The sequence below is a fragment of the Bacillus sp. 22475 genome, from assembly GCF_052044835.1.
In the GTDB taxonomy this organism is placed as follows: domain Bacteria; phylum Bacillota; class Bacilli; order Bacillales; family Bacillaceae_G; genus Bacillus_A; species Bacillus_A cereus.
This window is the reverse complement of record NZ_JBQENW010000003.1, coordinates 60208-73257: the sequence shown is the minus strand read 5'-3', so window position 1 is coordinate 73257 and position 13050 is coordinate 60208. Positions and strand designations below refer to the sequence as shown.

Genomic DNA, 13050 nt, shown 5'->3' with positions numbered 1-13050 from the left:
TATCTCTGTACAGGTGGGACTATGGAAATAAAGAAAGTAGTAATCGATGGAATCAATATTGCGGTCATTAGAAACGATAAGGTATTAATATCGGATGTTCAGTCTGCATTAGATACTATGGCAACAGTTCAAAATGAGGTAGATGCGAAACATATTATTATCCATAAATCTTTAATAAGTGAAGATTTCTTTGACCTAAAAACACGGCTTGCGGGTGATATCCTTCAAAAGTTTATAAACTACAAGGTAAAGATTGCTATTGTTGGAAATTTCTCTATGTATACTAGTAAAAGCTTAAAAGATTTTATTTATGAATGTAATAAAGGAAATGACATTTTTTACTTAGCAACTGAACAACAAGCAATTGAAAAACTAAGTACATTAAAGTAATAATTATATCCTGCTAAATTCCCCCATTTCACTTAGTTCATAATTATATACGATATAGAAGAACTGATGTTTGTGGTAAACTAAGAGATGAATAAAGGGGGAGTTTTTTTGAACAATTTTAATAATATAATCCAAAATTTAAATAATATAGTTTACAAACCTAACAACTTAATGATTACGAATCTAAAAGAAGAAAAGCAAAACGCAGAATATGCAGGATGTTTATTTCACTTAAATAACAAAACCATTCGTTTTAGAAAATCAAAAGTTACTCCTAATAAAATTGGGCAATTTGTTTCTTTTTGGGAGAAAGATGAAAATATGCGAAATAGAGCTTTCTCTTATGAAGCTGCTCCTGATTTATTAGTAATCACTTGTATTGCTGATAATAAACTAGGGCAATTTATTTTTCCTAAAGAGATTCTTCTTAAAGAAAAAATATTGAGAACACAAAGTCAAACAGGGAAAATGGCAATGAGAATTTATCCTGTTTGGGATACCACTGTTAGTAATCAAGCTAAAAAGAGCCAAGCATGGCAACTTCAATATTTTGTTGATTTAAGTGATAGTAATAGTTTGCCTATAGATAAACTATTAAATTTATATTCGTAGCTTTTGGTTTGCCACAAAAAGAAGTGATTACAAAAAACATGTGTAATGACACCTCCTATGTGAATCGTAATTTTTGTACCGGTACAGTTTAATGAAATGTACGTTGTTACAGTGCCCCTTAAAATTTACAATCAGCATATATTATTTAAACTTATAAATTTTTAAGGGGTGCTAAATATGACAAGTTTACAAGATCAGCTTTTCACAAGATTAAATCTTAAAAAACGTAATGAAGTAACGTTTGAAGAATTACCTACCATACTCTTTTCGTTTGCGCATACTATACCATTTGAGAATTTAGATGTTATAGCACGAAATACGAATCAAATCTCTCTGGAAAACTTACGAGAGAAAATTTTAACTAGTTCCCGTGGTGGACTTTGCTACGAATTAAACACTCTTTTTTACTATTTCTTAAGAGACTGTGGCTATGATGTACAACTGGCATTAGGTACGGTTTATAAAAACGATATAAATGCATGGGCACTTGAGGATGGCCACATAACAATTATTTTAACTTATGATAATGTACAGTATTTAATTGATGTCGGTATAGCTTCGTTAGTACCTCTTGTTCCTGTACCTTTTACTGGCGAGTCTGTTTCTTCAAAAAATGGTTCGTACCGGGTGAGACGGAAAGATACGAGTAAAGGAAATTATGTTTTAGAAAGAATAGATGCTGCTGGAGAATGGAAAGTTTGTCATGCTTTTTATAAACATATTATTGATGAGATAGTAGTAAACGATGTTCAAAGAAGAGTGATAGAAGATGAGAAGTCTGTTTTTAATAAAGGACCAATTGCAGTAAAGTTGACGAACTCCGGTCATATTTCATTAACGAATACAAGTTTAACTGAAATTATTCGTGGGGAAAAAACTAAGCATGAAATTACAGAAGATCAATATAAAGAGTTTTTATATACTTTATTTGCTATTAAGTCATGAATAATAAAGATAGTCGGTTCTTATTCAGAAGCGGCTATTTTTATTATTTTTGGTGTAAATGGTTTTCTTCTAATACGTTTCGGAAACTACGGTATAGTTAATGTTTTTAATGTTTCCTCAGCTTCTTCATATGTATGAAAAATTGGTTCTTTTCCATCATCCCCTTGTAAAACTAGCCCTTCATCTCGGATTACATATGGCATAAAACCAACCCATCTATTAAAGAATTATGTTCTTTTGCAGCAGAATAATACGATTTAAAGTTTGATTTTCTTAATACATATAATACACTAGAACAGTACGAAAAAGTATGTACAATGAATTTTGAATGTAAAGGAAGATTATTATGTCAGTTATTGATAAATTGAAACTTAATAAGTATACAAATATGGTCGTTATTAACGAACCAAGTGATTATGACATTTTTACAGGTAAAGAAACTGCATTCTCAAAAGAACACGATGCTATCTTTATATTTGTAGAAACGCTTGATGAAATGGTGAAACAAACGAATTTTATTATTAGTAATGAAGAATTACTAATTGAAAAAGGTTACGTATTCTTCGCATATCCGAAAAAAGGTAATGCTCGTTATAGTACGTTTATTCACCGTGATGAGATGTTTCCGGCATTAAACGTTGGAGAAGATGGTTATGTGGGAGAAAGCGATATTAAATTTGCACGAATGGTAAGTATGGATGAAGTCTTTACTGTTGTAGGTTTAAAACGTGAAAAGAAAAAAACAACGAAAACATCTGCTATGAGTCAATGTGTTGCCGACTATGCAGATCGAATTAAAGATGTTGAAGCATTATTAACAAATCACCCGAATGAACTTAAGTTTTATCAAAGTTTAACGCCTGGATATCAGAAAGATTGGGCACGTAATCTTTTTTCTGTAAAACAAGAAAAAACACGTGAAAAACGTCTAGAGAAAATGATAGAAATCCTTTCACAAGGCTATAAAACAATTGAATTATTCCGTAAGAAGAAAAAATAATGATTAAGAAAGTCACAATGCTGCAACAATTAATTGTGATGAGTACATTGAAAAAAGCATTCCTTCCATTATACTAAGGAATGTTCTTGTATTTATATAATTAGCAAAAGAGAAAAGGTGTTTGAAATGAAATCGTATATTGTAGTTGGATCTGGAATTTTAGGAGCGTCTACTGCTTATCATCTTGCTAAGGCAGGTGCGAATGTTACTATCGTGGATCGCCAACAATTAGGGCAAGCAACTGATGCAGGAGCAGGTATTGTATGTCCATGGCTATCACAGCGTCGTAATAAAGCATGGTATAAAATCGTTAAAGGCGGTGCACGTTACTATTCTTCGTTAATTCAGCAATTAGAAGAAGACGGTGAAACTGACACAGGATATAATCGTGTAGGTGCAATTAGTTTACATACTGACGAGAAAAAGTTAGATCAAATGGAAGAGCGAGCTTATAAACGACGTGAAGATGCCCCAGAGATTGGTGAAATAACTCGCTTATCAGCTGAAGAAACAAAAAAATTATTCCCAGCATTATCAGACGAATATAGTTCTGTTCATATTAGTGGTGCTGCACGAGTAAATGGAAGATTATTACGCAATGCCTTAATAAGTGCTGCGAAAAAACATGGTGCAACTTTTATAAAAGGCGATGCCATATTAGTCCGTGAAGGAAATCATATTACTGGAGTTACAGTAAACGATGAAACAATTTTAGCAGAAAAGGTTATTGTAACTGCAGGCGCATGGGCGAATGAAATCTTGAACCCATTAGGAATTAATTTCTTAGTTACATTCCAAAAAGGACAAATTGTTCATCTGCAAATTGAAAATACAGCAACAGAAAATATGCCAGTTGTTATGCCACCAAACGATCAATATATTTTAACGTTTGACAATGGTCATGTCGTAATTGGTGCAACACATGAGAATGATACTGGTTTCGATCATCGTGTAACAGCTGGTGGTTTACATGAAGTATTCCATAAGGCATTAGCAGTTGCACCTGGCTTAGAAAATGCTACAATGCTTGAAACGAGAGTTGGGTTCAGACCATTCACACCAGGATTCTTACCTGTTATCGGACCACTACCTAACTTTGAAGGAATTTTCGTTGCGAATGGATTAGGGGCTTCGGGTTTAACAGCTGGTCCATATTTAGGAGCGGAACTTGCTAAACTAGCGCTCGGACAACCGATTGAATTAGATTTAAATGATTATGACGTTGCTGGCGCAATTGAATAATACGGAGTACTGCTAACATTTATGAAAAACCATGCTAAACAAATTCGACAGAGAATAAGTAGTTTTTCCTCTGTTAAGAGTAAGCCTGTTTATGAAAAATAAAATTATTTAAAAATAGAGGGCCGACATTATAAACCTGCATTAATAATGTAGAATTGTGATGTCGGCTCTTTATTCATATTGATTTAAAACTTATTTTCGAGAGGAGGTTAAGTAATGAGAGCGCCATATCAAGTATTGATATTTCCTTATATAAAAACTGCCGATTCTATTCAATATGCCATTTTTAACCGAAGTGATTATGGATATTGGCAAGGAATAGCTGGTGGCGGAGAAGACGGTGAGATTCCTATTGAATCAGCAAAACGGGAAGCGTTTGAAGAGGCTGGTATTACAAGAGAATGTCCATATATACAATTAGATTCTGTGTCTTCACTACCAGTAGAGGATGTAGTTGGAGGATTCCTTTGGGGAGAAGAAGTTTATGTAATAAAAGAATTTTCTTTTGGAGTTAAAGTCCCTACAAAAAACATATCATTATCTAAAGAACACTTCAATTATAAATGGTTATGCTTTGAGAAAGCAGTAACGCTTTTGAAATGGGATAGTAACAAAACAGCATTGTGGAAATTAAACAAAAGATTATTAAAACAATAAAAGTGTTAGCTAACAAAGATAGTAGTGGAACAAGAATTGAACCATTAACAAACCTTTGCTACACTTCTAAACAATGTTTTAGATTATAAAATAGAGTAATATAGATTTTGTATAGGTAATTTACTAAGAGAACTTGTACTAAGAAAAGCCCTATACAGTTGACTCTGAAAAAATGAAAATAGTTAGAAATATTTTTATATCGTACGGTTTTTGGCTATGAATAACGGAATAAATATTAAGTATTCAACAATTTAAATAAAATGAGTTAGCTTTTTATTTTAAGAAGAAAGATGACTCGTTTTATGCTAAAATTCGCTTAGTGTATATTTTCGTTAAAATGTGGGTGGGCCCCCTTTTAGCAAAACCGGAGTGGGAATGATGAGTATAAATAGTTTTGTGGGATTGATAAAGGACGAATTATTAAAAGAGGTAAGTATAAGAAGTGAGGATGAATTCGAGCCTGTAGTAGTTAAAGATATTCCTAGACTTTGGAAGTGTTTAGGAACAGGTAATTATGCCGCAGTATTCATGCACAAAGAATACAAAGATTGGGTAGTGAAAGTTTACGTGCGAGAAGGAGAAGGAATTGAAAAAGAGTCAGAAGTATACCGAAGAATTGGAGAACATCCTTCTTATTCAAAGCTTATATATAAAGGAGAAAATTTCATAGTATTGAAACGTTTAAAAGAAATTACCTTATACGATGCTATTCATAAGGGGATTAAAATTCCTAAGCAAGTAATACTTGATATTAATGAGGCTTTAGAGTATGCGAGGGAACAAGGGTTAACTCCTTGTGATGTTCACGGGAAAAATGTGATGATGGAAAAAGGAAGGGGATATGTAGTCGATGTATCTGATTTCTTAAAAACAAAAGAAGATAGTAAGTGGAGAGACCTAGAAAAGGCATATTTCACCTTTTATTTTCCTTTCATTTATAAATTGCCTTTCCCCGTTAAAATACCGTATTTTATGTTAAACATTGTTAGACGTTCGTACAGAAAATTTAAGAAGCTTAAAAAGAACTTCAAATTATAAAAGGACCACATATGTTCCTGAAAACGATTTGAATTCACATAAATAACTTTAGAAAAATTTAAAATTTTGTTTAGGGGCTACTTCAAGACCTTAGCTTGCTGGGCATGTGGTGCTATCCCAAAATATAAAAAGATTAGGAGTGAATCCTAATTATTTTTCGTCCATTCTGTTCTTTTGAAGGTTTTATAAGTTCTGTAATTAACACAATCCATATTATGATAGAGATTATTGAAATAATATTTATAGACATATGTAACACATCCCTTCGTGTTTTCACATAAATATTTCTTCTTTTATAAAATAAAAGCAATTTAACAAGAAAATATGTAACACATTACAAATCAATATTTTCCTGTTAAACCACCTTTTTTAAATAGAAATACGACTGATAAAACGATAACAACAGCCTTCAAACTTCCCCAATATGGATAAATAGCATGATCTGTTAGACTAGCATATTGAAAAATATTCTCTAAACCGAAAATTCCTATCATGACTGCTAAAATGAATGAAGCTGATCCATACGTCCCGTTATGATAGAGGGTAAATAAATAGACTGCGAAAATTAGTGGTAAGATGATTTGTAGTACGATTATCATAGTTCGTCCCCCATATTATTTATAATTATATTATATACAAAATTGTAATAAAAAGGAATACGACTTATTTGATACTAACAGAACTACTCTAATCATATTCTTCTATAAAAAGAAGAAAAAGGGGTGTACAGTAAATTGACAAAAGTTAAAGTTAGTTTACGACCCATTGTTCATAATATAAATTTACCAACCGTATTGAAAACAACAATACTTCCAGGCGAATCGACCGAAAGACTATTTATCGCAACCCAATTAGGAGAGATTTTCTACATAGGGAATGGAGTTATAAAGACATTTTTAGATATTCGTCACCTAATTATTAAATTAGGTACATTTGAAGAAGGTGTTTCTAGTAGCGGTTATGATGAACGCGGATTGCTAGGACTTGCGTTCCATCCACAATTTTATCAAAATAGGTTATTTTATCTACATTATTCAGTAGCCGGAACTCAAGGGCCAGGTGCACTTTCTGAACAATTTAAACCGAATCCTTGTGACCCTAAAACGTTAAATTTAAAGTGGGTTAATAGAAATACGCAATATAATCACATTGATACTGTGGAAGAATGGACTTTACAACCTAATGGTCAAGCTCAAAAGCGACGAACATTACTGAATGTAAGAAGACCATTTTTTAATCATAACGGAGTCAATAGTTTAAACTTTTCACCAGAGAATGGAAAACTTGTTTTTACAAATGGAGATGGCGGATCAGGTTATGATCCATTTAATTTAAGCCAAGATGATTTAGAAATAGCAGGAAAAATAATTGAAATCGATGTAAGTAAAAATACATTTATAAATAACCCTCCTGTAGTTACACGCTTTAATGAACTTCCTTTATCTATACAAGAAACACTTACAGTAATTGCAAAAGGAGTACGTAATATAACCGGCATTTCATTTCAAAGGTTTTATAATCAATATATCAAATACGCTGGAAATGTCGGACAAGATATTGTAGAGTCTATTTTTTCATTTGTTCAATATAAACCTATACCGGTTACAGAACTTGTTCAAATGCATTTTATGAGGTTAACTCCCAATCAAGATGGGTTTATCAATTTTGGGTGGCGAGGATGGGAAGGGGATTTACCTACTTCTTTTATACGACATTGTTCCGAAAATCAGACTTTGGATGAGAGAACAATGGTTTATCATGATGAAACAATACAAACTTCAGTGAAGCGTATTCTGCCTCTACTTAGTTATTTTCATAAAGATTCTAGAACAGATAAGTTTGGAGGAACTTCACTTACAGGAGTTCAGCCATATATGGGAAATGCAATTCCAAATTTAACAGGTAGCGTAGTGTTTACTGACCTTGCTAAGAAAGAAGATTCTCAACCGCCAGTTAAGGGTGTTTTAGCTTATACTAGAGCAGGTACAGACGGTAAACATGCTGACTTTCATGCTATTGAAACTAATTATGATTTTGGTACGCAAGCAGCTTATTATATGAGTTTAGGAACAAATTTGAATCAAACTAGATTATATTTAGGAGTTTACGGTTCTATGAAAGTAACTGATTTTAACAAAGGTACCATTTTTGAAATTATCCCTTGATACGATACAAATTATCAGTCTAAAAATATAAGGAATTTATTCTGTTCCCAAAAAGCACGACTTAACTTGTCCACCTAAAAATCTTCAATGTATGAGAATCTATTAACTTACAGAAAGTAACTCATAAACCGTATGTGTACGAATAATATAGAAAGTACTGAATGAGGTGTCTTTAGGGGGGATTTTAATGAATCGGTTTGTACGTTATTGGTATCAACTGATGATAGAGCATGATATAAGCTTTGTTCATAAAAGAAAATTGTCCCTTGCGAATAAGTTAGTACTTACAGCTTTGATGAGTGCATTAGCCACCATGTTTCAAGCAGCGGGTAACTTAGTTCCTGGTATAGGTTTGCTCATTAGTCCATTTTCGACATTACCGATTTTTTTTGCTATTTTCTATTCTACTCGTGAGGGAATACTTTCTTATATTCTTACTATTTTTCTACTATTTATTATTGAGCCAAGTGAACTAATTGTCTTTCCTTTTACTACAGGCTTATTAGGTCTAGCCTTAGGAGTATCTTTTTTAAAATTAAAGAGGAGAATTTGGATAGTTTCTTTTTCAGCAACGTGTCTACTTATAGGTATTATGATCGTTCTCGATGTTTTCCGTTTTCCGGTACTTGGTCCTACTGTTCATACAACTATGGACATAAAAATTATTTTATCAATATTTATACTGAGCTTTCTATACTGCTGGATTTATGCAGGTTTTTGCAGAATAATGATGAATAGATTATGTAAAGTGTTGTATTGACAATGGCATAATGAAGATTGGAGAATGCATTCATGACTAACGTTGCAGTTAGAAGACCGAATTTGAATGATGTAGATGAACTATATTTATTTTTCCGTATCGTTATTACGAATACATACAAAAATGAAGGATTGTCACAATTATTGGATGACATAGAAAATGAAATTAACTCAAAAAAGCGGTATTTGAAAAGTGATTTTGAAAGTAACGGAGAAAGTCGTTACTTTTTATTAGCGATTGATACAAATAACGATAAAATCATTGGAACAATTGAAGTTGGTCCAGCAAGTACATTGATTACTAGTTGTACAGGTGGTGTACTTAAGGATTTGTATGAAATAGGAACTGTATTTATACTTCCAGAGTATCAAAGAAAGGGTATCGGGAGTTTACTGCTACATACAATGTTTCTTACGTTACTTAGCAGAGGAATAACAGAATTTTGTTTAGATAGTGGATACAGAAAAGCGCAAAGTATATGGACAAAGAAGTTTGGAGAGCCTAGTTATGTACTGAAAGATTATTGGGGAGAATCAAGTGATCATATGATTTGGAAGAAGAGTTTACATGATACACCTATAATATTTGAATTATAAAATGAAATATACCTATGAACGTAGCTTTTCTTACATATGTATGCTATTATTTATCTTTATAATAAAAGAGGACGTGAATGAACTTGATTAAAATTAGTATCCCTGAAGTTGATGTTACAATTACTGAACGTAAACAAGTTATTAAAGGAGACGAGCCAATCATTACTCCAATTAATGGATTTATCGATTTCCACTTGTTCCCTAGAGATAAAGGCGGCATTTTTATGTTTTACAATATTAATGACGAACTACTTTTCGTAGGTAAAGCTCGTAAAATTAGACAACGTATTAAGAAGCATTTTGAAGATAATGTTTCACCAATTAAAAATCACCGTGATGAAGTATACCGCATTGATGCATGTATCGTAGAAGATCCAACAGAAAGAGAAATTTACGAAACATATATCATTAATGAATACAAAGCGAAATATAACGTTGATAAAGTATTCTACAAATAATCAACATTAATAAAAAACAATCCTAGCTAATATGCCAGGATTGTTTTTTATTTAGATTTATTCTTCATATCTTTCTCCTCTTTTCAAATGATTAGCCACAATAAAACAGAATATCCCTATAAATATAAGTACAATACCAAGCGTTTTATGTTTTCCCTCAAAGAAAGGAATATCTGAAATAACATTTGTCATACATAGTCCTAAAAATACAAGGATAGGGCCCATCCAAAGTAATACATTACCGAATTTTGTGTGCTTCCACATAATAACCCTCCTTAATTCTCTTTACATATATATCCATAAACTAAAAGTAAATTCATAGAGAAATATAGTTTTTTTCATATCGAAAATTTAACCCTCATATATTGGTACAAGCAAAAGAGAAAGGAGACCATCATGAATTGGTTAGAAGCTTTCATATTAGGTATAATTCAAGGTTTAACAGAATTTTTACCAATCAGTAGTACCGGACATCTTTATTTAGGAAGGCATTTATTTCAATTAGATGAAGCAGGCTTATTTTTAGATACGATGTTGCATATTGGGACTTTACTTGCAGTGTTTATTTATTACAAAAAAGAATTTATATATTTAATTAAAAATCCATTTTCAAAGCTAATGTTATTACTTATAGTCGGGACAATACCCGCAGTTGTTATTGGTTTATTGTTTAAAGACTTCTTTGAAGATATTTCAAAAACAGGAATCACGATCGGTTGGGAGTTTTTAGTGACTGGATTCTTTCTCTACATGGCAGATAAACAAAAAAATGGTCGTAAAAAAATGGATGACATAACATATAAAGACGCACTAATTATCGGGTCATTTCAAGCGGCTGCTATTTTTCCAGCCATTTCTCGTTCTGGAATGACAATTGTCGCTGCATTATGGAGAAAATTAGATCGTGAAACAGCTGCTTACTTTTCTTTTTTACTTTCGACACCAGCCATTGTTGGAGCTATCATTTTGCAATTTGTAGACGTTTTTCAAGGGAAAGCAGAATCTATTTCTAGTACATCTTTAATTGTCGGAACGTTATCAGCAGCGTTTTTTGGATACATAGCCGTTTCATGGATGATTCAATATTTAAAACGTCACTCCTTAAAAGTATTCGCGTATTACGTATGGGGATTAGGTATTTTAATTTTAACTTTGCAATTTACTGATGTATTTTAAGTATAATGATAAAGAAGTTAATTAGTTTAAGATCCTGTTTCATTCATACAAGGCAGGATCTCTTTTTATTAAGGGGGAAAATATGTTTAATAAGGCTATCGTTATTGGTGGAAGTATGGCAGGAAAGTTTGCAGCAAAAGCATTATCAACTTTTTTTAAAGAAGTAATCATTTTAGAAGTCGGTGAAAAATGGGATGGAAAAGCTTCAAGAAAAAGAGTTCCACAAAGTAATCATCCTCACGTGTTATTAAAAGGTGGAGAAAAAGCAATTGAAGAATTGTTTCCTACTATTACGAATGAATTAATAGAAGCGGGTAGTATTATAAACAACTTTACACGTGATTTGAAATGGCATCAATTCGGTCTATGGAAACAACCGTTCATAGGGGAAGTACATATGATTCAACAAAGTCGTCCTTTACTAGAATGGCATATTCAAAAACGAATACATCAAATTTCAAATATTACTATTAAATATGAAACATTGGTTAAAGGGTTATTGGTAGATGAAAAGCTTAACAAAGTGTGTGGAGTAAAAGTTAAATATTTAGAGACAGACATACAAGAAGAAGTTCATGCAGATCTTGTTGTTGATGCGAGTGGATTTGGCTCAAAAAGTATAGAGTGGTTACGAGAATACGGAATTGAAGTACTAGAAGAGAAAGTTCGTATTGATTTATTTTACGCAACAAAAATGTTCAAACTTAAAGAAAATGAGAAATTAGACTGTTGCAATGTGCTAATGTCTCCGAGTTTCCCTGATAACCCTTATGGCGTTCTTATTCAAACGATAGAAGATAATCGTTATTTTGTTACTTTCAGTGGATACGCAAACGAGAAAGCACCACAAACAGATGATGATTTTTATGATTTTGCTGAAAACCTATCAATTTCTAATGTTACAGACTTCCTAAACAAGGCTGAGGGAATTACTGATATAAAGACATACAAAATTCCCTATCAAGTACGCCGGCGATTTGATTTAGTGAATAATGTACCAGAAGGCTTATTAGTTGTTGGAGATGCGCAATGTCGTTTTGATCCCGTTTTCGGCCAAGGCGTATCAGTTGCTGCTATGGAGGCTCACCAGTTGCAATTACTTCTGCAAGGCAGAAAACAACTTGATAAAACATTTACACAACAATTTTATAAAAAGGCAGCTACTATAATAGAAACCCCTTGGGATATGACAACAACAGAAATATCACGTCATCCGCAACTAAAGAGAGAATTAACTACAAAACAAAAATTTCAGCTATGGTATACGAAACAAATATATCGACTATCCGCAAGTAATTCTGATGTTTATATTCGGTTAGTACGAGTGATGAATTTAATTCGTAGTCCATTTCATCTTTTTCATCCGAAAGTGCTACTATCTGTATTACTTAATCGAAAGTAATAGCAGGAATATAATTGATTAAAAAAGAATGTATAACAGTTAGTAAATCAAGAAGGAGAATACGGGATGGAAATATACATAGAGCAACTAAAGAAACAAGATGCTAAGGATTTATTTACGTTTGAACTTACGAATAAATCTTTTTTTGAAACAATGGTACCAAATCGTAGCTCAAAATATTTTGAATTTGAATATTTCCAAAAACTACTAGACGATTTATTAATAGAACAAGCGGATGGAGATTCTTATTTTTATTTAATTCGTAATGAAGAAAAAGAAATTGTAGGGCGAATCAATTTAGTAGATATAGATACGAAAACTCGAATTAGTTCGCTAGGGTATCGGGTCGGAGAAAAATTTACTAAAAAAGGAGTTGCAACAGCAGCCGTAAAATTAATTTTAGATGTAGCGAAAAAGAATGAAATTACTGAAGTTCATGCTAAAACAACTACTAATAATCTCGCATCACAAATTGTACTTGAAAAAAGCGGATTTTCTTCTTATCAAAACGAATCAGATATAACATCTGTAGAATTAAATGGAGAACATGTGAAGTTTGTACACTATATTTGGAGAAATACTTCGCGCTTATAATAAGGAGGACTTATT

At 32.3% G+C, this 13050-nt stretch carries 16 protein-coding genes and 1 pseudogene; 14 read left to right on the top strand and 3 right to left on the bottom strand.

Annotated features, from left to right (window positions below):
* The first annotated feature begins 21 nt into the window (after positions 1-21).
* The 3 genes from ACTJJY_RS06605 to ACTJJY_RS06595 all read left to right on the top strand — a co-directional run bounded on the left by ACTJJY_RS06605 (position 22) and on the right by ACTJJY_RS06595 (position 1947).
* On the top strand, positions 22-390 hold the full coding sequence (locus ACTJJY_RS06605) for a DUF4180 domain-containing protein (RefSeq protein ID WP_440605246.1): 369 nt from the start codon (positions 22-24) through the stop codon (positions 388-390).
* Between the two features lie 87 nt (positions 391-477).
* The gene (locus ACTJJY_RS06600) at positions 478-1002 is read left to right on the top strand and encodes a MepB family protein (protein ID WP_326342130.1); all 525 of its coding nucleotides are present in this window, start codon (positions 478-480) and stop codon (positions 1000-1002) included.
* Positions 1003-1179: 177 nt separating this feature from the next.
* Complete coding sequence (locus ACTJJY_RS06595; protein WP_440605245.1) at positions 1180-1947, top strand: arylamine N-acetyltransferase family protein; 768 nt, start codon at positions 1180-1182, stop codon at positions 1945-1947.
* A 20-nt stretch (positions 1948-1967) separates the two neighbouring features.
* Here the strand turns inward: ACTJJY_RS06595 and ACTJJY_RS06590 are convergent.
* Positions 1968-2150, bottom strand: a pseudogene (locus tag ACTJJY_RS06590) (hypothetical protein).
* 143 nt (positions 2151-2293) lie between these two features.
* Between ACTJJY_RS06590 and ACTJJY_RS06585 the strand changes: the two are divergent.
* The 4 genes from ACTJJY_RS06585 (at position 2294) to ACTJJY_RS06570 (ending at position 5884) form a co-directional block, all read left to right on the top strand.
* A complete protein-coding gene (locus tag ACTJJY_RS06585; RefSeq protein WP_000110846.1) occupies positions 2294-2947 on the top strand; it encodes a YdeI/OmpD-associated family protein in 654 nt (217 codons plus the stop codon).
* A gap of 126 nt (positions 2948-3073) precedes the next feature.
* Positions 3074-4189 carry an NAD(P)/FAD-dependent oxidoreductase gene (locus ACTJJY_RS06580; RefSeq protein WP_016081365.1) on the top strand — a complete coding sequence of 372 codons (1116 nt, stop codon included), beginning with the start codon at positions 3074-3076 and terminating at the stop codon, positions 4187-4189.
* 216 nt (positions 4190-4405) lie between these two features.
* Positions 4406-4846 (top strand): NUDIX hydrolase, encoded by a 441-nt coding sequence (locus ACTJJY_RS06575; protein ID WP_440605244.1) that lies wholly within the window; start codon positions 4406-4408, stop codon positions 4844-4846.
* 378 nt (positions 4847-5224) lie between these two features.
* Complete coding sequence (locus tag ACTJJY_RS06570) at positions 5225-5884, top strand: serine/threonine protein kinase (protein ID WP_440605243.1); 660 nt, start codon at positions 5225-5227, stop codon at positions 5882-5884.
* 341 nt (positions 5885-6225) lie between these two features.
* Here ACTJJY_RS06570 and ACTJJY_RS06565 read toward each other — a convergent pair whose 3' ends face one another.
* Positions 6226-6483, bottom strand: coding sequence for a hypothetical protein (locus ACTJJY_RS06565; RefSeq protein WP_000587696.1), 258 nt, complete (start codon positions 6481-6483; stop codon positions 6226-6228).
* 135 nt (positions 6484-6618) lie between these two features.
* Here ACTJJY_RS06565 and ACTJJY_RS06560 point away from each other — a divergent pair, with 135 nt between their 5' ends.
* The 4 genes from ACTJJY_RS06560 to ACTJJY_RS06545 all read left to right on the top strand — a co-directional run bounded on the left by ACTJJY_RS06560 (position 6619) and on the right by ACTJJY_RS06545 (position 9863).
* Positions 6619-8049: a PQQ-dependent sugar dehydrogenase gene (locus ACTJJY_RS06560; RefSeq protein ID WP_440605242.1), complete on the top strand. Its 1431-nt coding sequence runs from the start codon at positions 6619-6621 to the stop codon at positions 8047-8049.
* 187 nt (positions 8050-8236) lie between these two features.
* A complete protein-coding gene (locus ACTJJY_RS06555; protein WP_440605241.1) occupies positions 8237-8809 on the top strand; it encodes a hypothetical protein in 573 nt (190 codons plus the stop codon).
* 32 nt (positions 8810-8841) lie between these two features.
* The gene (locus ACTJJY_RS06550; protein WP_440605240.1) at positions 8842-9405 is read left to right on the top strand and encodes a GNAT family N-acetyltransferase; all 564 of its coding nucleotides are present in this window, start codon (positions 8842-8844) and stop codon (positions 9403-9405) included.
* Between the two features lie 77 nt (positions 9406-9482).
* Positions 9483-9863 (top strand): nucleotide excision repair endonuclease, encoded by a 381-nt coding sequence (locus ACTJJY_RS06545; RefSeq protein WP_001048947.1) that lies wholly within the window; start codon positions 9483-9485, stop codon positions 9861-9863.
* 57 nt (positions 9864-9920) lie between these two features.
* Here the strand turns inward: ACTJJY_RS06545 and ACTJJY_RS06540 are convergent, their stop codons facing one another.
* The gene (locus ACTJJY_RS06540) at positions 9921-10127 is read right to left on the bottom strand and encodes a hypothetical protein (protein WP_440605239.1); all 207 of its coding nucleotides are present in this window, start codon (positions 10125-10127) and stop codon (positions 9921-9923) included.
* A 132-nt stretch (positions 10128-10259) separates the two neighbouring features.
* Between ACTJJY_RS06540 and ACTJJY_RS06535 the strand changes: the two genes are divergently transcribed.
* The 3 genes from ACTJJY_RS06535 to ACTJJY_RS06525 all read left to right on the top strand — a co-directional run bounded on the left by ACTJJY_RS06535 (position 10260) and on the right by ACTJJY_RS06525 (position 13035).
* Positions 10260-11039 carry an undecaprenyl-diphosphate phosphatase gene (locus tag ACTJJY_RS06535; RefSeq protein ID WP_001104274.1) on the top strand — a complete coding sequence of 260 codons (780 nt, stop codon included), beginning with the start codon at positions 10260-10262 and terminating at the stop codon, positions 11037-11039.
* A gap of 82 nt (positions 11040-11121) precedes the next feature.
* Complete coding sequence (locus ACTJJY_RS06530; protein WP_440605238.1) at positions 11122-12441, top strand: glutamate synthase; 1320 nt, start codon at positions 11122-11124, stop codon at positions 12439-12441.
* A gap of 66 nt (positions 12442-12507) precedes the next feature.
* On the top strand, positions 12508-13035 hold the full coding sequence (locus ACTJJY_RS06525; RefSeq protein WP_440605237.1) for a GNAT family N-acetyltransferase: 528 nt from the start codon (positions 12508-12510) through the stop codon (positions 13033-13035).
* The last annotated feature ends 15 nt before the right edge of the window (positions 13036-13050 follow it).